Consider the following 23180-nt stretch of genomic DNA (forward strand, 5'->3'; position numbering starts at 1 on the left):
GCAGAATCGAAGATAGTCAATAACTCGCGCAGCTTCGCCCGGCAGGTGTTGACGTTGCTTGATGACACCTCGGGCGAGGTCAACACCCGTCAAGCCGCCCCTGTTACGCCGCCATGTCGCCTACGTCAATTGCATGGCCGCGCCCCCAAAGGTCCAGCCGTGACCAAAAGTGTTCATTTCGTTGTTCTGCCTGATCGTGCCGGTGGGCCTGGTGGAATCCCTGGGCTGGTTCACGCCGCTGGCCTCCACGGTGGTGGGCTTCATGCTCTTGGCCATCGAACGCATCGGCACCGACCTGCAAAGCCCGTTCAACTCCAGCGAACACCAGATCCAGACGGAGAGCATCTGCGAAACCATCGAAAAGAACCTGCAGTCGATGCAGCGTGATGCCCTGGGTGCCGAGCACATCGGTTAAACCTTGCCCCTGCCCTCAAGTGCTTGCCCTTGCAGTCGATATACAAGGGTAAGCATGGGCCGCTCAGACTGCAAAACAACACATGCGACGCTCACCGCTACCGTTTTCCCCCTTGCCAAAATTATAAATACCCGCGGGAGAAGTCATGAATATCAAGCAAAAGCTGACCTGGGCGTTTGCCGCCATCGCGTGCCTGCCAGTCATCCTGGTGGCCGTCCTGGTGGTGCTGAACCTGCGCGAGGGGGCCCTGGCGAATTTTCTCGATAGCAGTGGCCGCGAAATCCGCCAGATCGACAATGGCATGAAGCAGTTCTTCGACGGCATCAGCCAGAACGTCGAGTACGTGGCCAAGGACCCGCGCGTTGTCGCGGCCAAGGGCCTCAAAAGCTATGCCGGCGCCGATGCTGCACAAATCCCGCTGACACCGACCAATCAAGAACTGCTGGCGATTTTCGACCAGTTCGCCAAGAGCCATCCGAGCACCGCCTACCTGTCCCTGGGCTTGAAGGACGGCGGCTATGCCAGTTGGCCAGACGACACCAAGCTCACTAATTACGATCCGCGCGTACGCCCCTGGTACCAGGCCGCCATCGCCGCACCAGGCACCACCGTGCGCACTGGCGCCTATTACTGGGCGCCGGATGACGTCTCCCTGATCGGCACCGTGCACACCGTTGCCGACGCCAGCGGCAATATCCTCGGCGTGGTCGGCCTGGATGTGTCGCTCAAGCAGCTGACCGAGCTGGTCCGCAACATCAAGCTGGGCGACAGTGGCTACCTGATGCTGGTGGAAGCCAACGGCAACGTGCTGGTCGACCCCAGCGATGCCAAGCACAACTTCAAGCCGCTGGCAGACTTGGGCGCCAACTACGCCGAATTGGCCAAGCGTGGCGACGGCGTGAGCCAGATCGACATCGACGGCGTGCCGTACATGGCCAACGTGGTCAGCTCCCAAGGGCTGGGCTGGCGTTTTATCGGTTTGATCAAGCGCGACGAAGTCATGGCCGGCGCCACCCGCCTGACCTGGTTGATCGCAGGCATCGCGGCGATCCTCGCCCTGGTGTTCGCGATAGTCGGCGCAAGCTTTGCCCGAGTGATCGTGCGGCCGATTCGCGGCGTGGCCGACGGCCTGCAGGAGATCGCCGAAGGCGAAGGCGACCTCACCCGCCAACTCAAGGTCCAGGGCAAGGATGAAACCGCCAGCCTGGCGGGTTGGTTCAACCAGTTCCTGGGCGTGATCGCACAACTGGTGCAGCGCATCGGCAATGCCTCCTCCGACCTGCAAACCGCTGCCGCCGACACCAGCGAAGTGGCGCGCAACATGAATCAGGCCGCCGGGCGCCAACGTGAAGCCGTGGAACTGGTCAGCACCGCGTTCAACGAAATGGTGGCCACCGCCAACGAAGTGGCGCGCTCATGCAGCGCGGCAGCGACGAGCGCCGATGAAGGCTACCGCGATGTCCACAACGGCCAGCAACATATCGGCGAAGCCACCACCAGCGTGCACAAACTGAGCGCGGACCTGCAGAAGTCGACCCAGACCATGGAGTTGCTCGAACAGGACAGCAAGAACATCAACACCATCCTCGACACGATCCGTTCCATCGCCGAACAGACCAACCTGCTGGCCCTCAACGCCGCCATCGAAGCTGCGCGGGCCGGCGACCAGGGCCGCGGCTTTGCCGTGGTGGCCGATGAGGTTCGCGCCCTGGCCCGTCGCACTGCCGACTCCACCGGCGAAATCGACAGCCTGCTCGGCAACCTTGCCCGCCGCACCCAGGAAGTCACCCAGCAGATGCAGGGCAGCCTGCTGGTGTCCCACGCCAGCGTCGAGCGCATCCAACAGGCCCGCGACAGCTTCGACAAGATCCGTGGCTCGGTGGACTCGATTCGCGACCAGAACACTCAGATCGCCACCGCCGCCGAGGAGCAGCACCAAGTGGCCGAGGAGATCAACCGCCACATCGCGCAGATCCATGCCGATGCGCAACTGGTCGAAGAGTTCGCCCACTCGGCGCAGACCGGATCTGGCCGATTGACGGATATCTCCGGGCAACTCAAGGGTCTGGTCGGTCGCTTCAAGTTCTGACCCAGGTACTGGCCCACTCAAGCCGCTTGCGCCTTTTGGCGCAAGCGGCTTTTTGCTGTCTGGGATAATCGCAGGATTTGTAAGAGTGCATTACCGAGCTAAATGTACTAACTGGTTACTTATCTTGCTAAAATCCGGCCCCTGCCTTTCCTCACTCGAGTCCTGATCGACATGAAACGAGCATCGCGCGCCGCTGGCGCCTCTAGATTTTTACTGCTGGGCCTGGGCGTCATCATCGCCCTGCTCGGCCTCGCGCTGGCCATCGGCGGCGTCAAACTGGTGAGCCTGGGAGGCTCCTGGTACTTCCTGATCGGCGGCGCGGTCATGGCGATTGCAGGGCTGTTGCTCGCTTGTCGCAAACCGGCCGGCGCCTGGCTGTTCGCGGCCTTCCTGGTCGGCACGGCCATCTGGGCCATAGCGGATGTAGGGCTGGTGTTCTGGCCGCTGTTCTCGCGACTGTTCATGTTCGCGGTCATCGGTATGGTGGTAGCACTGGTTTACCCGCTGCTCGTCAACCAACGTGCGCGGGGTGCCTATGGCGTCGCCGCCGTGTTGGCCGTGGGCGTAGCGGTAGCGGCAGGCAATATGTTTGTCGCCCACCCGAGCGTGGCGCCCACCGGCGCTGGCCCGGGCATCACCCCGGTAGCTGCGGCCGATGCGCAGAAAGACTGGGCGCACTACGGCAATACCGAAGGTGGCAGCCGTTTCGCCGCGCTGGACCAGATCAATCGCGACAACATCGACAAGCTCAAGGTCGCCTGGACCTATCATACCGGCGACGTGGCCCTCAGCGATGGCAACGGTGCCGAAGACCAGCTGACGCCATTGCAGATCGGCAACAAAGTGTTTATCTGCACCCCGCACAACAACTTGATCGCCCTGGATGCCGACACCGGTAAAGAGCTGTGGAAGAACGAGGTCAACGCTAAATCGGCGGTCTGGCAGCGTTGCCGGGGCATGGCGTATTTCGACGCCACTGCACCCATTGCCCAACCTACCCAACCCAACAGTTCGCCGATCATTGGCGCCAGCGTGCCGGCCGGCGCGCAGTGCCAGCGTCGCTTGCTGACCAACACCATCGATGCACGCCTGATTGCTGTAGATGCCGACACCGGCAAGTTCTGCGAAGACTTTGGCACCCATGGCCAGGTTGACCTGAAAGCCGGCCTGGGCAATGTGCCGGACAGCTACTACCAGCTGTCCTCGGCGCCGCTGATTGCCGGCACCACCGTGGTGGTCGGTGGCCGCGTCGCCGATAACGTCCAGACCGACATGCCCGGCGGCGTGATCCGTGGTTTCGACGTAATCAGCGGCCAGATGCGCTGGGCGTTCGACCCGGGCAACCCTGAGGACAAGCAAGCTCCGACGGGCGACAGCACCTACGTGCGCAGCACCCCGAACAGCTGGGCACCGATGTCCTACGACCCGCAGATGAACACGGTCTTCCTGCCGATGGGCAGCTCGTCCACCGATATATACGGCGTCGAGCGCACCGCTCTCAACCACAAATATGGCGCTTCAGTACTGGCGCTCGACGCCTCCACCGGTGCTGAAAAATGGGTGTACCAGACCGTCCACAATGACCTCTGGGACTTCGACCTGCCGATGCAACCCAGCCTGATCGACTTCACTCCGCCAGGCAGCGACAAGGCAGTACCGGCCGTGGTGATCGGCACCAAGGCCGGGCAGATCTACGTGCTCGACCGTGCCACCGGCAAGCCGTTGACCGACGTGCAGGAAGTGCCGGTCAAGGCCGCCAACATTCCCAACGAGCCTTATTCCCCAACCCAGCCCAAATCCGTGGGCATGCCGCAGATCGGCGCGCAGACCCTGACCGAATCGGACATGTGGGGCGCCACCCCGTATGACCAGTTGTTGTGCCGCATCGACTTCAAGGGCATGCGCTACGACGGCCTGTACACAGCACCAGGCACCGATAAATCCCTGAGCTTCCCGGGCTCCCTGGGTGGCATGAACTGGGGCAGCATCTCCACCGACCCGGTGCACGGTTTTATCTTCGTCAATGACATGCGCCTGGGCCTGTGGATCCAGATGGTACCGTCGCAGAACAAGGCGCAGGCCTCCTCCGGTGGCGAAGCACTGAACACCGGCATGGGCGCCGTGCCGCTCAAGGGCACGCCATATGCGGTGAACAAGAACCGCTTCCTGTCGGTGGCCGGCATCCCTTGCCAGGCACCGCCGTTCGGCACCTTGACCGCTATCGACATGAAGACGCAAAAGGTCGCCTGGCAAGTACCGGTGGGCACCGTTGAAGACACAGGGCCGCTGGGCATCCGCATGCACCTGCCGATCAAGGTGGGCTTGCCGACCCTGGGCGGTACGCTGTCGACACAAGGTGGCCTGATCTTCATCGCCGGTACCCAGGATTTCTACCTGCGCGCCTTCAACAGCGGCAACGGCGATGAAATCTGGAAAGCCCGCCTGCCGGTCGGCAGCCAGGGTGGGCCGATGACCTATATGTCGCCGAAAACCGGCAAGCAGTACATCGTGGTCACCGCCGGTGGCGCACGCCAGTCCACCGACCGTGGCGACTACGTGATTGCCTACGCCCTGCCGTAACCCCTCTGTTCGCGCGGTGCTCCGGCACCGCGCTCTGTGCCTGGAACCCTGCGCATGACCCCTACTTCTCATACCTCCTTTGGCCGCCTGGTGCTGGGCCTGGCCCTGGCTGCCGCCCTGCCCGCTCAAGCCGACGACACTACCCTGACCGGCGACTGGGGCGGCCTGCGTCGCGAACTCGACGCACAAGGTGTGCGATTAACTGGCGACTACAGCGGCGAGACCGCCTACAACGCCCACGGCGGCCAGCATCGCTCGGCGCGCTACTCGCAAAACCTCAAGCTCGGCGTGCAGTTCGACCTGGGCAAGCTCTACGGTTTCAACAATGGCGACCGTATCCAGCTGACCATCAATGACCGCCGCGGCAACAGTGCCTCCGCGGATCTGGTCGGCAACCGCCTGCCGATCCAGGAAAACTACGGCGGCCTCTACACCCGCCTCACCGAGCTGAGCTACGAGCGCACGCTGTTCACCCCCGCGCTGAATGTGAAGCTCGGCTATATGGCCATGGGCAACGACCTGGGCGGCCTGGACAGCGGCATCCTGTGCAACTTCATGAACGCCGGTTTCTGCGGGCATCCGCTGAACATGTCCGGCGGCAGCGGTTGGGCCAACTACCCGAATGCGCACTTGGGCGCACGGGTGAAATATGACTTTTCGCCAAACTGGCAGCTGCGCGTGGCGGCGTTCAATGTCGACCCTTCCAGTAACGGCAACGCCAGCCGCGCCTGGCATGTGGGCCCCAAGCACACCACCGGTACCGTGGTGCCTATCGAGCTGATCTACAAGCACGCAGGCGCCCTGCCGGGTGAATACAAGCTGGGCTATTACTACGACAGCTCTGATGTGAAGCGCATCGGCAGCAATAAGAAAGTCAGCGGCCGTGGTGGCCACTACCTGCTGATCGATCAGGCCGTGTGGGCTTCCGAGTCATCGGAAGGTCGCAGCCTGCACGCCTTTGGCCAGTACTCCGCCGCCAGCGAAGCGGCGTCGCCATTCACCAAGTGGTATGGCGCGGGTGTGGTGCTGTACAAGCCATTCGAAGGCCGCCCGCGGGATACGGTCGCCCTGGGTTATGGCCGTGCGGTGCCCAACCCCCGCAGCCGCGATGTGCAGGAGCTGGCGGCGTTCAACGCAGGCACGGCCTACCCGGACCTGGACACGGCCGAACAGCTGATCGAACTCAGTTATGGCTACCAGGCCACGCCATGGCTGACCCTGCGCCCGGATGTGCAATACATCATCGAGCCGGGGGCGTTTTCCGGTGACAACATCGACAACGCACTGGTGCTGGGCCTGCAGGTCAAAGCGGTGTTCTGAGCGGCGGCGTCAGCCGGCGCCCAAGGATTTGCCACGGCCACCGTTCTTGAGCATCGACGGGTTGATCCCGAACTGCTTGCGAAACGCCGTGGCGAAATGACTGGCGTTGGCATAACCGAGATCCGAGGCGACGCGCATCACCGATTCATCGCCGTTCATCAAGCGGCTGCGCGCCTGGATCATGCGCATCTGCTGGAACACTCCGTAGACGCTGTTGGAAAACAGTTGGCGAAACCCGCGGGTAAGCTTGGGCTGGCTCAAGCCGGATTCGCGGGCCAGCTCCGACAGGCTCGGCGCCTTGCCAAGATCCTCAAGCAAACGATCCCGAGCCCGCACCAGCCGCTGGCGGTCAGTGTGGCTGACCCGGCAGGTGCACTCAGCGTCCTGGCGTGCCTGCAGGAACAGGCTCACCAGCGTGACACTTTGCCCGTATAACCACAGGCTGCTGCGTGGCTGGGCCGGTGGCAGGCTGGTGCCTTGATCCATGGCCAGGCCAAGCATGTGCGCAGTGGCGCTCATTTCACCGCTGCGATGGCCGTACAAAAAGCAATGCTCGCAGGCCAGTGCCTTATTCAGCAGCGGGTCGAGTTTCAGCTCCCACTGGGCCAGCAGCTCGGGGCGAATCATGACGGTGATGTTGTCGATCTCGCCGTGCTGGTGATAAAGGCCATGGCGGCAGCGGCCATAGCTGATGCTGCCCGCGCCTTCGTCAATCGCGTAGCGCCGTTGCCGACGCCCATCGCGAAAGCTGCACGCGGCCTTGCCTTTGAGCAGGTTGGTGAAGCTGAAGTGAATACATTCGCTGTCGTCCTGCAACGGCAGTTCCACCGGCTGCTCGAACGTACTTTGCCAACGCACGATATCCAGGCCCTCCTGCAGCGTCATGCGGGTGACCCGGCAATGCGCCCCTGGCCCGAGATCGCTTCCATACCCTCCCGTAATGATTCGCGAGACCGGCATCGGCTCCCCTGCGCCTCCTTGAACGGCTGACATCGTAAATCTCCTGGCTGACCGGATACGGCTCGAATCAGATCACATCGGGGTAGATGTGCGCAATTGATAATTATTAGCATTTGGCGCGCCGCAAACGCTGCGCCAAACCGCCGCTGCCCCTGTGCACCGCGCGCCGATTAGCATTCATCAGTCAAGGTCCCATCATGTCTGCACGATGCAACACGACGGCTACCCGCCAATCTTGCTACAAATGTAATACTATAACAATAGCGATTGCGCTGGCACTGTCTCCATCAGCCTTCGCCGCCGCCAACGAGCCCCTGCAATTGCCCGCCTCGACAGTAACCGCGCGCATGGCCAAGGAAGACCCCAAGGAAGTGCCGATCAGTGTCAGTGTGACCAGCGGCGAAGAGCTGCGCAGCCAACGCCTCGACACCCTGGAAAGCGCCCTGCGCAACACCTCCGGGGTCAGCGTCAATTCCTCAGGCGGACCGAATGATTTCAACGTGCTGATCCGCGGCGTGGGTTCGCTGTACCAGATGTCCATGGATGACAGCTCGGTGGCGTTCAACATCGACGGCGTGCCGGTGTCGTCGCGCAGCCTGGGTTTCGGCACCCTCGATGTCGACCGCATCGAAGTGCTCAAGGGCCCCCAGGGCACTATGTCCGGTGCGATTGGCCAGGCCGGCGCGGTGAATATCACCACCCGCCAACCCACCCGCGACGTGCAAGGCTATGTACGTGGCGAAGTCGGCCAGCAGGGCCAGTTCCTCACCGAAGGCGCCATCGGCGGCCCGCTCAGTAACAGCTTCAGCGGCCGCCTGGCGGTGCGCCGTGCCGGCTACGACAGTTGGATCGACAACGACCAGACCAACCACCCCATCACCAAACCGCGCAATGAAGCCTATCGCGCCAGCCTGCTATGGGACCTCAACGATGACACCCACGTACTGTTCAGCGCCGAACGCCAGCAGACCGAGCGCGCCACTAACTCCTTGGTACTGCGCCCCTACGGCAGCCACCCGAGCCTGGACCTGACCCCTGGCTTGTTCGACGACAATGACAAGACCACCGAGCGCTACACGATCAAGGTCGATCACGACTTCGCCAACAGCCGCCTGACCTCCACCACCGCCACCGGCACCGCCGACTTCACCGGCTTGATCGCCTACGACAGCAAGTTGATGGGCGCGCTTTATGGCACGCCCGGCGAGTTCTGGGTGGTGGACAAATCCTTCGAGCGCAGCTGGAGCCAGGACCTGCATCTGGGCTCACTGCCCGACGCTGACGTGTTCTGGGTCGCTGGGGTCGCCGCCAGCCGCAACGAGCGCAGCTACGACACCCCGCGCAACACCTACGGCACCTCCGGCGCCAAGTTCCGCGACTTCACGACCACCACCTATGCAGGCTACGGCGAAGTGACATTCCCGCTCACCGAACGCCTGAAACTCACCACCGGCTACCGCCATTCCTGGGACCGCAAGACCTACGACGGCCAATACTTCGCAGGTTCGAGCGCCGTGGACGACTCACGCAAACTCACCGACCATTACGGCACCGGCCGCGCTGCCCTGAGTTATGCGATCACCGCGCAGACCAACGTCTACGTGCAATTGGCGCGGGGGTATAAATCCGGGGGGTTCAATGACTATGCCTCCCAGGTCAGCGACAGCGCGCCCTACAAGGCCGCCGTCAGCAAGGCCGCAGAACTGGGCTTCAAGAGCGAGACAGAGGACCGTCGCGGCAGCCTCAACGGCGCGCTGTTCTACACCCGTGTGCATGACGATCACTTGCTCGGCTACGACGCCGCGACCTTCGCCACCAACGCCTTCAACGCCGACACCCGCACCCGCGGCGCCGAACTGGAAGGCAGCTGGCGCTTCGACTACGGCCTGACCCTGGCCGCCAGCGCCACTTACCTCGACGCCAAGATCACCAGCGGTGTGCAAGGCATCCAGGCTGGCGACGTCGCCGCCGGCAACCGTACCCCGGATGTGCCACGTTGGAGCGGCAACTTCAACGCCAGCTGGAAACATCCTTTGGGCAGCCTCGCCAGCCTCGGCGAAACCACCCTCAACACCAGCCTCAACTACCACCTGGTGGGCGAACGCGCGGCCGATCCGCAGAATCACTTCAATCTGGATAACTATGAAAAGCTTGACCTGAGGGCGGGGCTGGAGAGCAAGTTTGGCGAGGTGTATGCGTTTGCCGACAACCTGTTGAACCAGACGTATGACACCTATGGTTTCTACAGTGACCCGGTGGCCTATGGTGGGCCGTCGCGGCGGCGGACGGTGGGCGTGGGCTATACCTATCAATTCTGAACCGACGCGACTCAGCCGGCTGTCCTGAGTTCAAATGTGGGAGAGGACTTGATTTCGCGGCGGTCTGATTGACTGCACTCGGTAAAAATGTGGGAGGGGGCTTGCTCCCGATGGCGGTGTGTCAGCCTCGGATATGTTCACTGACACTCCCTCATCGGGACATGGGTATCTACACAACTCTTACGTAGCCACCGTCAGTAACCACGATGCGCAGCGAGCCGCTCTTGATCTTGATCTGCTTTTGATCTCAGGCGCCCCGTCAAACCACGCTGGCCGGAATTCGACAGGGATTTGGGGGGTAAACCGGCAGGGATGCCGGTTTAGCCGCCCCGCGCCATCCATGGCGCGTGGCGGCGGCCCCCCAAATACATGTCGGATTACGGGCACACCGAGCCTAAGCGAGGTGCCGAGTGGTGGGGCAAGAGCGTTTGGTTACTTTGCGCTTTTCAAAGTGACCCGCTGTAAAAGCGGAACCAATAGTGGCCATTACCTAAATAATGGATATGTACTCGGTCTGATCCAACATCCTGGTCAACTGTCAGGTAGCCATCGGGAGCAAGCCCCCTCCCACATTTAGATCGTGGGGCATCAGTCAGTTGTCAGGTCGCCAGCCGGAGCAAGCTCCCCCCACATTGCACCCAGTGACCGCCTCAGAACTGATAGCTATACCCCACCCCCGCCGAACGCCCGCGCCCCGGCATCCCGGTCAGCACCGTGTCGGTGGAGTACGCGCCATACAGGTCATACCGCGCATCCAGCAAATTATCGCCCCACAAATAAACCTCCGACCCCCCACTCTCCAGCCCAAGGTGCAAGTCCAACTTGGCGTAACCCTTGAGGTCATAGTGGTTCTGCGGATCAGCCGGGCGGTTTTTCTGCACGCGGTAGTTGAGCAAGGTGTTCAAGCGCGGCGCAGGCAAGCCCAGCAGTTCACCCAGGGGTTTGTTCCAGGCCACGCTGAAGTTGCCACTCCACAACGGCACATCCGGCACGCGGCTGCCCTTGGCCACATCACCACCGGAAACACCTGGCGCATCGGAGGTGACCACCGCGTTGGTGTAGCTGATGGCGCTGCCCAGGGTCAGCTCATCGGTGACGTGCCAGGTGCTCGACAATTCGGCGCCTTTGCTGCGGGTGTCGGCATTCACGGCGCTGACGGCCATGCTCTTGAAGTCATACCCCAGCAGGTGGTCATCCTGCACACGAGTGATAAACAACGCGCCTTCCAGGCTCAACGCACCGCCTTGGCTTTCATGCTTGAAGCCGACTTCGGCGGAGTTCACCTTGGCCGCCTTGTAGGGCTCGCTGTCCTTGACCGAGGTGGCGTAATCGTTGAACCCGGCCGATTTGTAGCCCCGCGACAACACCGCATACAGGTTGGTCTGCGGCGTCCACGCATAGCTCAGGGCCACGCGACCGGTGTTGTAGTCGTCCTGCAAGCGACGGCTGTCGCTGACCAGGTTGCCGCCACTGCTGTAGTCGGCGCCGTAGGTCTTGCGATCCCAGGTGTGACGCAGGCCGGTGGTGAGTTTCCAGTCCTCGGCAATCGGGAAGGTTACTTCGCCGTAGGCGGCATAGCTGTTGGTGGTGAAATCGCGCATTTGCCGGGCGCCGTTGGTGAAGTTGGTGGAATCGAAGCTGCGTTCGGAACGGGACAGGTTCACCCCGCTCACCCAGAACACCTCGGCATCCGCCAGCGAGCCCAGGCGCAGGTCCTGGCTCCAGACCCGCTCATGGGCCGCGTCTTCGACCAGGTACTCGAACGGTTGGCCGTACAACGCCTGGGTGATGTTGCGATCATAGCCCTTGATCGCCTTGAAGTCGGTGCTGGTGTAGGCGCTGATCGAGGTGATCCGGGCCTGGGCCAGGTCGTGGTTGAGCTCGAAGGAATAACGCTCGTTGGTCTTCTTGTTGCTATCGAAGGTGCCGGGGGTGTAGTCGAGGCTGGGACGATTGCCGAATGGCCGCAGGATCTCCGAGCCGGCGTAGTGGTCGGCGCGCTGGCGCTCGACGGTCAGCAGGCCGGTAGTGTCTTCGTCGTTGTCCCACAGCAGGCTGCCGCGCAGGGCCAGGTCACGTGGCTTGGTCAGGGGGTCGCCGTCCTGTTGGTCGTCGACCCAGTTATCAAAGCCGCTGCGCCGCACCGCAATACGCCCGGCCAGGGACTCGGTCAGCGGCCCGCCCACTGCGCCTTCGGTCATGAACTGGCCCTGGTTGCCCGCTTCGCCGCGCACATATCCTTCCAGCTCGCGGGTAGGCTTACGGGTGGTGACATTGATCGCCCCCGCTTCGCTGTTACGCCCGAACAGCGTGCCTTGGGGGCCCTTGAGCACTTCCATTTGCTGCACGTCGAGGGTGGCCATGGCCGCGTTGCGCACCGACATCGGCACCCCGTCCACGTTCAGCACCACCGAGCCGTCGTCCATGCTCATCTGGTTCAGCGAGCCAACCCCACGGATACGCACGTTGGCGTCGTTGGCGCCGCCCCAGGAGTTCACCTCCACCCCCGGCGTGGTGCGCAGGGCATCTTCCAGGGTGCGCAGGCGGCGGGTCTCCAGAGTTTGCCCATCGAGCACCGAAAGGCCGAACGGAATGTCCTTGGCACTCTCCTGATTCAACCGCGCACTCACCGTCACCGGTGCCAGCTCGATGGTCTTGGCGCTGGCGGCCGGTTGATGGTCAGCGGCATAGGCCGTACACATCTGGCTGGACAAGGTCAGCGCCATGGCTTGGGTCAATACGTTGGCCCGCCAACCGAGAGGACGACGCAGCGGCTGGATAGACAGTTCAGATGACATGGCAAAACTCCAAAAGACAGGGATGGTTCAACTTCATTGCGCAGGCCCCCAGCGCTTGAGCGCGGCGGCAATCGCGGGATCGGAGGGCGCGCCCAGCAGGCCCTGGATCGCGGTTGGCCATCCCTGGCCGTGACGGACATCGGCGGTCATCGCCGTGAGATGTTCGGGGGTTTGCGCGGCGACCCAGTCGAGGCTGACCAGCGCGGCATAGCTGGCGGCCCAGCCTTGTTCGCGGGCATCGGCCAGGGTGCCGACGGGCTCGCCGTCGCTGGCCAGGGCGCGGGTCAGGTCGTCGGCCATCAGCTTGACCAGCGTGGCCCGGGCGTCAGCGCCATCGGCATCCTCCACACACAGCAGGCCCAGCGCCCCCGCCACACCCTGGCTCAGCCACAGGTAACCGGGGGCCTGGCGCAGGTCGCTGGCGTCGGTCAACATGCGGCGGGCGAGCAGTTCGGCAATATGGGCGCGGCGTGTCCAGCGTCCGACGCCTGCTGGCCCCACGTCCCAATTGGGCGACTGGCTGAGCAGCAGATGGCCGTGGCTCAAGCGGCTGGCGCCCATGCTTGCAGGCCATTGGCTCAGGTGTTCGACGCTGGAGCGGCCGCCCAGACGTCGCGCCACACAGGCGCTCATCAGGTCCAGGTCTTCCTGCACTTCACGGGCGGTGTGCTCACGGCTGGCATCCTTGCGAAGCGGCGTGGCGTAGGCGAAGTCCAGTGGGCCCAGGCTGCTGCCGGTCAAGACCTGGCCATCGACCTCAAGCTGCCATTGCCAGTGTCCGGCCGGTGCGACCGCATCCACCGCCACCTCAGCCCCCCTTGGCAACCGGGGCACCGCGACCGGCAAGCCAGCTTCGCTGCGCAGGGCCGGCGCACGCAACAGTCGCTCGCTGTCCAGCCCCAGGCGCGGCACCACGCGGCGCGCTTCCAGCCACACACCCTGCGGCCCAAGCCAGAACGCTTCGCCTTCGGCAGGCCAGCCGTCAGCACTCAGCGTCCAGTTCAACACCACCTGGCAACCACTCGCCGCGCAACCCTGCAAAGGCACACGCAGATGCGCGGTGGCTTGTTCAAACGCGACCGGTCGCCCCATCACGCTGACCGCCGTCAACTGCAGGCCCGGCGGTAACTCAGCGTCCAGGTGGGCAGCGACCACCCCATCCAACGTCCACTGGCCCAAGACCTGCCGCGCCGCCGAATCAACCTGCATCTGCAACTGCCCACCGGCCACCTGCCAGGCGCTCGCCCCGGGCAGCCAGCGCTGTTCCCAGTCGGCACGTTTGGCACGTTGCTCGGCGACGGACTGGTAATCGCCCTGCTCCACCAGATGCCGCTGCAAGAGCACGCCGCTGGCGAGCAAGCCGACGATGCCCAAGGCCAGCAACGCACCGGGCAAACCGAGCAAACCGCGGCGCACATCGCCCAACCGACGACGCTCCGGCCCACGGGGCAAGGCCAGTGCCGCCACCGCAAGCAACACCAGGCAACCGGCGAGTTTCCAGCTGGCCAAGGTGGCCAGAAACCCCAGCCATGGCGCCCAGCCGGTCAGCAACGACACCCCCACATGCGCAGGGATCGCCATGGCATAGGGCGGGTAACTCACCAGCCCCAACTCATGGTTGAGCACCAGGAAAAACGTCAGCAGCATCGAAGTGGCGTAAGCCAGCCCGGAGCGGCGAACCAGCGCATGCACCAGCACCGTGAGCATCGCCAGTTCCACCAGCGGCGGCGCGAATACCAGCGCCTGATAGACCAGCACAAAACCCGGCGCCAGGCTGTCGGGCGCGGCCATCGCACTGATCAGCAAGCTGGCCAGGCCCGGCACCAACGCCAGGGCCAGTGTCGCCATCAACACACATGCCACCCGCCCCAACAGGCGCAGCCACACCGGGGCCGGGGTCGCCTGCAACATGGCGCCCAAGCCTTCGACGTCATCGCGCCGGCACACCAGCCCGACCAGCGCCGCGACGATAAAGGCGATCACCAGGAACAACGCGCTCGACAGCAATGGCAGGGTCAGATCCGCCCGAGGCACCATCGGCCCACGGGCATGCCACACCCCGTGGACAAAACCACTGAGCACGCCCATCACCAACAGTAATCCGAGGGCCACCCACCAGATGCGCCGGGCAAACAGCTGGCGTACCTGCCAACGCGCCTCGCACCACAGGGCTCGCGGCCACCGGCTGCGCACCAGCGGGCCAGGCAAGGTCACGCCGCTCGCCAGCAGCATCGGCGGCTCGGCCAACACCGCCCCGCTACGCCTGCCCATCAAACCCTGGCGCGTGGTGCGGGCCAATACGACAGCCAGCAACAGCAGCGGCACTGCGCACCACAACACACGGTTAAGCCAGAACCCCGGGGTCAGGGCCAGCAGCGATTGGGACTTTTGCGCGGCGCTCCAGGTCTCCACCTGGGCCTGGGCAAAGGTGAACAATGACGGGTCCAGGCTGGCGGCCAGCAGCGGGTTGATATGCCCGCCCTTGAGCACCACTACGGCAAACATCCACAACAGCATCAACACCGTCGCCAACCCGAACGGCGCCGCCAGGCCACGGCTGCGCAGCGCCAGCAGGTAATACAACGCACCGATGCCGGTGCTCACTGGCAACAGCAAGGCGACCCAGGCAAACCCCAGGGCCGACCACATCGGCGCACCGATACTGGCGGCCGGCACCCAGCCGAGCCAGCCCAGTACCGGGCTGACCAGGAAGCCGACGATCAGCGAACTGGCGAGCAAGCCGCCCACCAGCGCCGCGCCGATAAAACGTCCCCACAGCAGCGCGGGCAGCGACAGCGGTAAAGCCAGCAACACCTCTTCCAACTGCGCCTTGCGATCGCGCAAGGCCGGTTGCGCGAACACCCAGGCCCAGGCGAAAAACAGAAAGAACATGCACCCGCAGGACATCAGGTAGATCAGGCTCGGCGCGTTGCGCGCAATGTCGCTGGCGCCCATTTTCTGCACGTAGTCGGCATTCGCCAGGGACATCAGTAAATAACCGGTCAGGCCCAGGAACACCAGTAACGGAATACCGCTGCGCAGCCCGGCGCGGACTTCCACCCAGGCCTCGCGCATCAACAGAGCAAAAGTATTCATGCCTCGAGCGCCTCACCGGCCTGGGCCAGCGCCAGGTAATAGATGTCTTCCAGGCGCGGCGCGTGAGGGGTGAAGCGCGGATCGGCCGGGCGTTCGCCGTGCACGATCACGCGGCTACCGGCGGGGCTGGCGGCTACGTGCAAAGCGGCGGGCAGTGGCTCGCCACGGCCGAACGACGCCTCCCACAGGCGACCCTGCTCAGCGCCAAGCAAATCCGCCGGGCGGCCTTCGACAATAATTCGCCCACCGGCCAGCACCGCCAGGCGGCTGCACAGGTTCTCGACGTCTTCGACAATATGGGTCGACAGCAACACGATGGACTCGGCCGCCACATCCGCCAGTACCCGGTGAAAGCGGTTGCGCTCGGCCGGATCAAGGCCCGCGGTGGGCTCATCGACAATCAGCAAACGCGGCGAGCCGATCAGGGCCATGGCGATGCCGAAGCGGCGCAACATGCCCCCCGAATACGTGGCGAGCGCCCGATGCGCGGCGTCTTGCAGGTTGACCTTGGCCAGCAGGCCCTCCACTTCTTCACGACGCTGGCGGGTGTCGGTACGCCCCTTGAGCCAGGCAAACCGATCAAGCAGATCCCGCGCACTCACCCCAGGGTACGCCCCCAGTTGCTGTGGCAGGTAACCCAGGCGACGGCGCAGATGCTCGGCATCGGCCAACACATCCACGCCATCCAGGTGAATGCTGCCGGCGTCCGGTTGCTGCAAGGTCGCCAGGGTGCGCATCAGGCTGCTCTTGCCTGCGCCATTGGGGCCAAGCAAGCCATACATGCCCGGCCCTACGCTCAGGTCCACACCGCGCAGCGCCTCGACACCATTGTTGTAGCGCTTGCACAAGCCGCGCACCTGTAAACCCGAATCGACTGACATCCACAACTCCATCAAGGACGAGCCCTGCAAAAGGGCGGCGAGCGACGGTAGTCAAGGCCGGCAACGCGGTTCTACCCGATTCAAGTCATTTTCCAACCGTATCCCGCTCAGTGACCGGCGTTATCTCCCACCACCGCCGCAGCCTGACCCGCTTCGGGCAAACGGATACGGGGCAAAAACGATTCGATTGGGGTAGTCGCCACAATGAGAATGACTAGCATCTGCTTCCACACAATGACCTGCCCCCAGCGCCTGGGCCAACCCCGGTCCGGGCCCTAGCGATGAGAAGACGTTGAGCCATGGCCACTCCCAGCACCTCAACCGCAACCCTGCTGCGCCGTTCCCTGTCCGAAGCCCTGGGGCAGCCCGCCGAACAGATTCCCCTGGAGGCCAACCTGATTGAATGGGGGCTGGATTCAGTCACCCTGATCCGTCTCGCCGGCCAATGGCGGCGCCAGGGCCTGGCCGCGCGTTTCGCCGAGCTGGTAGCCGACCCACGCCTGTGCACGTGGCTGACGCTGCTTGATACCGCCCCCGTCGCCCCGGCCCCCGCCAACCACAGTGCGGACGACGGCCTGCCCTTCGAACTGGCGCCCATGCAACACGCCTACTGGATCGGCCGCGCCCCTGGCCAAGCCCTGGGCGGTGTGGCCGCGCACTTCTATAACGAATTCGACGGCCACGGCGTTGACCCAAGCCGCCTGGAAGCCGCGGTGCAGACCTTGCTGGCCCGCCATCCGATGTTGCGGGCGCAGTTTCTCGACGATGGCCGCCAACAGATCCTGCCCCACAGCCCATGGCCGGGGCTGAAGGTGCATGACCTGCGCCAGGCCGATTCCGAACAGCTGCAACAGCAACTGCAGGCCTTGCGCGCCGAGTTGTCCCATCGCCAGTTGGCGGTGGAACACGGTCAGGTGCTGGACATCCAGCTATCGCTGTTGCCCCAGGGCACACGCCTGCACCTGAACCTCGACATGCTCGCCGCCGACGCCCTGAGCCTGCGCACGCTGCTCGGTGATCTGGTGCAGTTGTACCGCCAACAGCCCCTGCCCGCGCTGGACTACAGCTTCCCGCGCTACCTGGCCGACCTGCGCGAGGAGCAGGCCAGTCCTGAGCACCGTGAGCGCCATCGCCAAGCCCGCGACTACTGGTTGCAGCGCCTGGACGCATTGCCGGGTGCCCCACGCCTGCCGATCAAGATGCAGGGCGATGAAGGCCAGGTGCGCCGCCGTCACCACTGGCTGTCGCCGTCCCTGCGCCAGGCGTTCGAGCGTCATGCCCGCGAGCACGCCCTCACCCCGGCCATGGCCCTGGCAGCGGTGTTTTGCGAGGCCCTCGGCGCCTGGTGCGAGACGCCCGAACTACTGCTCAACCTGCCATTGTTCAACCGCACGCCGTTGCATGCCGATGTCGAACGCCTGGTCGGTGACTTCACCTCGTCGATCCTGCTGGCCTGGGATGGCCGTGTGTCCGGCTCCTTTGCCGCCCGAGCCACAGCGTTGCAACGTCGCTTCCATGGTGACGCCGCCCACAGCGCGTTTTCCGGGCTCGAGGTGTTGCGCGAACTGTCGCGCCATCGCGGTGAGCAAGTGCTGGCGCCGGTGGTGTACACCAGCGCCCTGGGCCTGGGGGAGTTGTTCGCCGAGGGTGTGCAGGAGTGTTTCGGCCAGCCGGCGTGGATCATTTCCCAGGGCCCGCAGGTGTGGCTGGACGCCCAGGTCACCGAACTGGACGGCGGCATCCTGGTCAACCTCGATGCCCGTGAAGGGCTGTTTGCCGAGGGTGTACTGGACGGGCTGTTCGACGCCTACACCGGCCTGTTGCAGCGCCTGTGCCATGACGCCACGGCCTGGGATCAGCCGGTACCGGCGCTGATTCCCGCCAGTCAGCTTGGCGTACGCAGTGCCGCCCAGGGCCAGCCCGCCGCGTTGCCGGTCGAGCGCCTGCACGAAGGTTTCTTCACCCAAGCGCAGTTGGCCCCGACCCTGCCGGCATTGCTGTACGGCAATCAGGCCATCACCTATGGCGAGTTAGCCAAGCGTGCACTGGGCGTCGCGGCCTATCTCGAAAGCCAAGGCGTGAAGCGCGGTGACGTGGTGGCGCTGCAATTACCCAAAGGCCCCGAGCAGGTGATCGCTGTGCTGGGCATCCTGGCGTGCAGCGCCACCTACCTGCCCATCGGCGTCGACCAGCCTGCCGCACGTTGCCGCAAGATCTGCGAGGGCGCCGGTGCGCGCTTGCTGCTCACCCAGTTGCCGGACGCTGCTAGCCCATTGCAAGCACCCCGCCGCGGTGCAATCAGCGACCTGGCCTACATCCTTTACACCTCCGGCTCCACCGGTGAGCCCAAGGGCGTGGAAATCAGCCATCTCGCCGCCGCCAACACCCTGGAGGACCTGCAACGACGCTTGCAGCTCAACCGCGATGATCGGGTCCTGGCACTCTCGGCGCTGGAATTCGACCTGTCGGTGTTCGACCTGTTTGCCCCGCTGGCCTGCGGTGCGGCGGTGATCCTGATCGAGCCCGACGCCCAGCGCGACGCGCCACGCTGGCGCGAACTGGCGGTGCAGCACCGCGCCAGCGTGCTCAATTGCGTGCCGGCGCTGCTCGACATGCTGCTCGGCTGCGCCGACGCGCCGCTGCCCTTGCGCGCCGTCTTGCTCGGCGGTGACAAGGTCGCGCCGCAGCTGGCGCCGCGCCTGTGGGCCCAAGCCCCCGGTTGCCGCTTCATGGCCCTGGGCGGTGCAACGGAAGCGGCGATTCACTCAACGCTGTTCGAAGTCGTGCCCGGCCAGGCGCTGCACTGGCATTGCCTGCCCTATGGCAAGCCACTGGATAACGTCAGCCTGCGCGTCGTCGACCCGCATGGCCATGACTGCCCGGACTGGGTGGCCGGCGAACTGTGGATCGGCGGTGCCGGGGTGGCCGAGGGCTACCGGGGCGATGCGCTGCGCAGTGCCGAACGCTTTGTGCACTACCAGGGCCTGCGCTGGTACCGCACCGGCGACAGTGCGCGCTACCACCCCGACGGCACGGTGGAGTTCCTTGGGCGGACCGACTTCCAACTCAAGCTGCACGGCTACCGTATCGAAGCCGGTGAAGTGGAACACGCGCTGCTGGCCTGCCCCGGCGTCGAGCAGGCAGTGGCGCTGCTCGCCGGCCAGCACCTGGCGGCGGTGGTGCGCCTGGCGAATGGCCCAGCGCAACCCACCCCACTGGCGTTCCCGCGCCTGGCCGAGCATCTGCCGGCCTATATGATTCCCAGCCTGATCCTGGGCTGCGCGCAATGGCCTCTGACGACCAATGGCAAGGTGGATCGCAAGGTCCTCAACGGCTGGCTGGCGGAACACAGCGGCGCCGCCCCGGACCAGCTGTCACCGCCCTGTGGCCCCATCGAGCAACAGGTTGCCCACGCCTGGCAGCAGTTGCTCGGCTGTGGTGAAGTCTGTCGTGAGCACAGCTTCTTCGCCTTGGGTGGCGACTCCCTGAGCGCCACGCGCCTGGTGCGCCTGCTGGCCGAGCAAGGCCTGGGCGGCGCACGCATCGCCCGGGTGTTTGCCCAGCCGGTGCTGGCGCAGTTTTGCGAAGGCCTGCATCAACAGGCCCATATCCAGCCACCACGCACCCTGGTGCCGGACCTCGCCCAGCGCCATGCGCCCTTCCCCATCACCGAGGTGCAGCAGGCCTACTGGCTGGGCCGCGACCCAAGCCTGGTGCTGGGCGGTGTGAGTTGCCACTTCTACCGCGAATACGACGTCGAGGACCTCGACCTGCCACGCCTGCAACACGCACTCGGGCGCCTGATCGAACGCCACGAAATGCTGCGCGCCGTGTTCGATCAAGCGGGCCAGGCGCGCATCCTCCCCGTGGTGCCGACCTTCGTGATCGGCCAAGGCTACGCCTGCATCGAGGACCTGCGCGAACACTGTGCCCACCGCGTGTTCGATCCTGCCCACTGGCCGCTGTTCGATGTGCAGGCAGTGACCCAGGGCCGGCATACGCGACTGGCGATCAGCCTGGACAACCTGATCCTCGACGCCCTGAGCATCCTGCGTTTCTACGCCGAACTCGACGCGCTGTATCGCGAGCCGACGCTGACCCTGGCGCCGCTGGAACTGTCGTTTCGCGACTATCAGCTGCAGGCCGGCGTGGAACCTGCCGAACGGCTCGCCGCGCAACGTTTCTGGCAGGCACGTCTGCCCCAATTGCCGCCACACCCGCAACTGCCCCTGGCGACCGATCCTGCCAGCCTGGGCCGACCACGCTTCGAACGCCTGCAAGGGCAGGTCAAGGCGGGGGCGTGGCAAGCGATCCTGGCCAACGCCCAACAGCATGGCCTGACCGCTTCGGCAGTGCTGCTCTGTGCGTTTGCCGAAACCCTGGGCCGCTGGAGTGCGCGCCCGGACCTGAGCCTGAACCTCACGCTGTTCGATCGCCGCCCGGTGCACCCGCAGATCGATCAGATCATGGGCGATTTCACCTCCCTGACCCTGCTCGGTTATGTGCCCGTGGCAGGCGAACGCTGGATCGACCGTGCACGGCGCACCCAGCAGCATCTGGGCGAGGCCCTGGAGCACCGCTGCATTGGTTCCGTCAGCCTGTTGCGCCAACTGGCGAGGGACAGTGGCGAACAACAGGCGAGCATGCCGGTGGTATTTACCAGCGCCCTGGGCGTGCCGGATGGCACTGCCGCGCCGGTGGACGGCCCATTCGCCCGGCAGGTATTCGGCCTGACCCAGACCCCACAGGTGTGGCTCGACCATCAGGTGGTGGAAGCCGACGGCGGCATCGCCCTGAACTGGGACCGGGTGGTCGGCCTGTTCCCCGACGGCCTCGTCGAAGCGATGTTCGACGCCTACCTGGGCAGCCTCCACTGGCTCGCCGAACACCCCTGGGACAGCGCCCCGCCGGATCTGCTGCCAGTGGCCCAGGCCCAACTGCGCGCCCGCTTGAATGCCCCCGGCCCCGGCGTACCGGGTGACCCGACCTTGCACCAGGGCTTCTTCCAACACGCACAGCAAGCCCCGCAACGCCCGGCGTTGTTGTGGGGTGAGCATGGCCGCCTGAGTTATGGCGAACTCGCCGAGCGTGCGCTGCGCATCGCCCGCAGCCTGATGGACGCGGGCGTGACAACCGGGGATCTGGTGGCAGTGTCCCTGGCCAAGGGACCACAACAGATCGCCAGTGTGCTGGGGGTGCTGGCAGCGGGCGCGGCCTACCTGCCGGTGGGTGTGGACCAACCGCTACAGCGTTGCCAGCGCATCCTGCAACAGGCCGGCGTCAGCCTTATCCTCGCCGAGCACGACCCGCAATTACCCGGGGTCAAGCACCTCAAGCCGTCCCAGGCGCAAAGCGTCGAACCGCTGCACGCGCCGTTGCCCGTGAGCGCCGGCCAGTTGGCCTATGTGATCTATACCTCGGGCTCCACCGGCCAGCCCAAGGGCGTGGAAATCACCCATCGCGCCGCGATGAACACCGTGGCCGAGATCAACCGCGGCTACGGCGTCGACGCCTCGGACCGTGGCCTGGCGCTGTCGGCCCTGGACTTCGACCTGTCGGTGTATGACCTGTTCGGCCTGCTCTCGGTGGGCGGCGCCCTGGTGTTGATTGATGAAGACCAGCGCCGCGACGCCCGCGCCTGGCTCAAGGCCCTGCAACATCACAGCGTAAGCCTGTGGAACAGCGTGCCGGCGTTGCTCGACATGCTGCTCGAAGCCAACGCGGTGGAGCAACAACCCCTGGCACTGAAGGTGGCGCTGCTGTCAGGCGACTGGATCGGCCTCGACCTGCCGCAACGCCTGCGGCAACAGGCCCCGGACTGCCGCTTTATCGCCCTCGGTGGCGCGACCGAAGCGGCGATCTGGTCCAACCATTTCGAGGTACGGCAGCCGCTGCCGGGCTGGCGTTCGATCCCCTATGGCGTGCCACTGGCGAACCAGGCTTACCGCGTGGTGGACGCCCTTGGCCGCGACTGCCCGGACTGGGTCACGGGGGAGTTGTGGATCGGCGGTGACGGCGTCGCCCGTGGCTACCGCCATGCGCCGCAATTGAATGCCGAGCGCTTCGTCAACGGCTGGTACCGCACCGGCGACCTGGGCCGCTATCGCCCCGACGGCTTGCTGGAATTCCTCGGCCGCGCTGACACCCAGGTGAAGCTGCGCGGCCATCGCATCGAGCTGGGCGAAGTCGAAGCGGCCCTGGCCGCTCACCCCTGCGTGAACCAGGCCGTGGCGTTGGTCGCGGACCAGCGCTTGCTCGCCGCCGTCGCTGCCAGCACCTGCGCCGAAGTGCTGGCCCTGCACCTGGAGCAGTGCCTGCCCGCGTATATGCGCCCGGAACAGATCCTGGTGCTCGATCGCCTGCCCTTGAGCAGCAACGGCAAGGTCGATCGCCGCGCCTTGCTCGCGCCGCTGGCCGCCGCTGCCCATTCACGCCCCACGCTGGATGAAACGCCGTTGAGCACCACTGAACAGCTGGTCGCCGAGCTGTGGCAGCAGTTGCTCAACGTGCCCTGCGTGTCGCGCCACGACAACTTCTTCCGCCTCGGCGGCGACAGCCTGCTGGCCACACGTTTTCTCGAAATGCTGCGCAGCCGCATCGGCGTGGAACTGCCCATGGGCCAGTTGTTCGGCGCCGCCAGCCTGCTCGAAGTGGCGCAAACCCTCGAGCGCCAGCCCGCCCCGCACCCCATTGAAGAGGGCGTCATCTGATGCCCGCACAACC

9 protein-coding genes and 2 pseudogenes are annotated in these 23180 nt (G+C 64.8%); 7 read left to right on the plus strand and 4 right to left on the minus strand.

The genetic code is table 11. From position 1 onward, the window contains the following. Nucleotides 1-12: 12 nt before the first annotated feature. The 5 genes and pseudogenes from BLU48_RS13170 to BLU48_RS13185 all read left to right on the plus strand — a co-directional run. Nucleotides 13-415: pseudogene (locus BLU48_RS13170) on the plus strand (bestrophin family protein); the annotation flags it as partial. Between the two features lie 301 nt (nt 416-716). Then, nucleotides 717-1589 (plus strand): annotated as a pseudogene (locus BLU48_RS32670) (cache domain-containing protein); the annotation flags it as partial. Nucleotides 1590-1799: 210 nt separating this feature from the next. After that, nucleotides 1800-2504 (plus strand): methyl-accepting chemotaxis protein, encoded by a 705-nt coding sequence (locus BLU48_RS32675; protein WP_414896211.1) that lies wholly within the window; start codon nt 1800-1802, stop codon nt 2502-2504. A gap of 171 nt (nt 2505-2675) precedes the next feature. Then, nucleotides 2676-5084 carry a glucose/quinate/shikimate family membrane-bound PQQ-dependent dehydrogenase gene (locus BLU48_RS13180; RefSeq protein ID WP_057025314.1) on the plus strand — a complete coding sequence of 803 codons (2409 nt, stop codon included), beginning with the start codon at nt 2676-2678 and terminating at the stop codon, nt 5082-5084. Between the two features lie 54 nt (nt 5085-5138). Continuing rightward, a complete protein-coding gene (locus BLU48_RS13185; RefSeq protein ID WP_057025315.1) occupies nt 5139-6404 on the plus strand; it encodes a carbohydrate porin in 1266 nt (421 codons plus the stop codon). Nucleotides 6405-6413: 9 nt separating this feature from the next. Here the strand turns inward: BLU48_RS13185 and BLU48_RS13190 are convergent, their stop codons facing one another. Continuing rightward, nucleotides 6414-7397 (minus strand): helix-turn-helix domain-containing protein, encoded by a 984-nt coding sequence (locus BLU48_RS13190; protein WP_231989037.1) that lies wholly within the window; start codon nt 7395-7397, stop codon nt 6414-6416. 287 nt (nt 7398-7684) lie between these two features. Between BLU48_RS13190 and BLU48_RS13195 the strand changes: the two genes are divergently transcribed. Continuing rightward, the gene (locus BLU48_RS13195; RefSeq protein ID WP_231989038.1) at nt 7685-9682 is read left to right on the plus strand and encodes a TonB-dependent receptor; all 1998 of its coding nucleotides are present in this window, start codon (nt 7685-7687) and stop codon (nt 9680-9682) included. A 650-nt stretch (nt 9683-10332) separates the two neighbouring features. On the opposite strand, the gene BLU48_RS13200 is transcribed toward BLU48_RS13195, so the two are convergent. Genes BLU48_RS13200 through BLU48_RS13210 form a run of 3 tightly spaced genes read right to left on the minus strand, consistent with a single transcriptional unit; the run spans nt 10333 to nt 16457 of the window. Continuing rightward, entirely contained in the window at nt 10333-12480 is a 2148-nt protein-coding gene (locus tag BLU48_RS13200) for a TonB-dependent receptor (RefSeq protein WP_057025317.1), read from the minus strand. 33 nt (nt 12481-12513) lie between these two features. Then, nucleotides 12514-15576, minus strand: coding sequence for an ABC transporter permease (locus BLU48_RS13205; protein WP_057025318.1), 3063 nt, complete (start codon nt 15574-15576; stop codon nt 12514-12516). Further along, nucleotides 15573-16457: an ABC transporter ATP-binding protein gene (locus BLU48_RS13210; protein WP_046072145.1), complete on the minus strand. Its 885-nt coding sequence runs from the start codon at nt 16455-16457 to the stop codon at nt 15573-15575. The genes BLU48_RS13205 and BLU48_RS13210 overlap by 4 nt, the downstream gene beginning before the upstream one ends. Nucleotides 16458-16756: 299 nt before the next feature. Between BLU48_RS13210 and BLU48_RS13215 the strand changes: the two genes are divergently transcribed. After that, nucleotides 16757-23167, plus strand: a complete 6411-nt coding sequence (locus BLU48_RS13215) for a non-ribosomal peptide synthetase (RefSeq protein ID WP_057025319.1) — start codon at nt 16757-16759, stop codon at nt 23165-23167. Nucleotides 23168-23180: the final 13 nt, after the last annotated feature.

Source organism: Pseudomonas synxantha (genome assembly GCF_900105675.1).
Taxonomy (GTDB): Bacteria; Pseudomonadota; Gammaproteobacteria; order Pseudomonadales; family Pseudomonadaceae; genus Aquipseudomonas; species Aquipseudomonas synxantha.

What these genes read in the sequence shown, in the direction of transcription:
- BLU48_RS13215 (WP_057025319.1), top strand. Translation starts at nt 16,757, where the DNA reads ATGGCCACTCCCAGCACCTCAACCGCAACCCTGCTGCGCCGTTCCCTG.
- BLU48_RS13180 (WP_057025314.1), top strand. Translation starts at nt 2,676, where the DNA reads ATGAAACGAGCATCGCGCGCCGCTGGCGCCTCTAGATTTTTACTGCTG.
- BLU48_RS13200 (WP_057025317.1), bottom strand. Translation starts at nt 12,480, where the DNA reads ATGTCATCTGAACTGTCTATCCAGCCGCTGCGTCGTCCTCTCGGTTGG.
- BLU48_RS13205 (WP_057025318.1), bottom strand. Translation starts at nt 15,576, where the DNA reads ATGAATACTTTTGCTCTGTTGATGCGCGAGGCCTGGGTGGAAGTCCGC.
- BLU48_RS13210 (WP_046072145.1), bottom strand. Translation starts at nt 16,457, where the DNA reads ATGTCAGTCGATTCGGGTTTACAGGTGCGCGGCTTGTGCAAGCGCTAC.
- BLU48_RS13185 (WP_057025315.1), top strand. Translation starts at nt 5,139, where the DNA reads ATGACCCCTACTTCTCATACCTCCTTTGGCCGCCTGGTGCTGGGCCTG.
- BLU48_RS32675 (WP_414896211.1), top strand. Translation starts at nt 1,800, where the DNA reads ATGGTGGCCACCGCCAACGAAGTGGCGCGCTCATGCAGCGCGGCAGCG.
- BLU48_RS13190 (WP_231989037.1), bottom strand. Translation starts at nt 7,397, where the DNA reads ATGTCAGCCGTTCAAGGAGGCGCAGGGGAGCCGATGCCGGTCTCGCGA.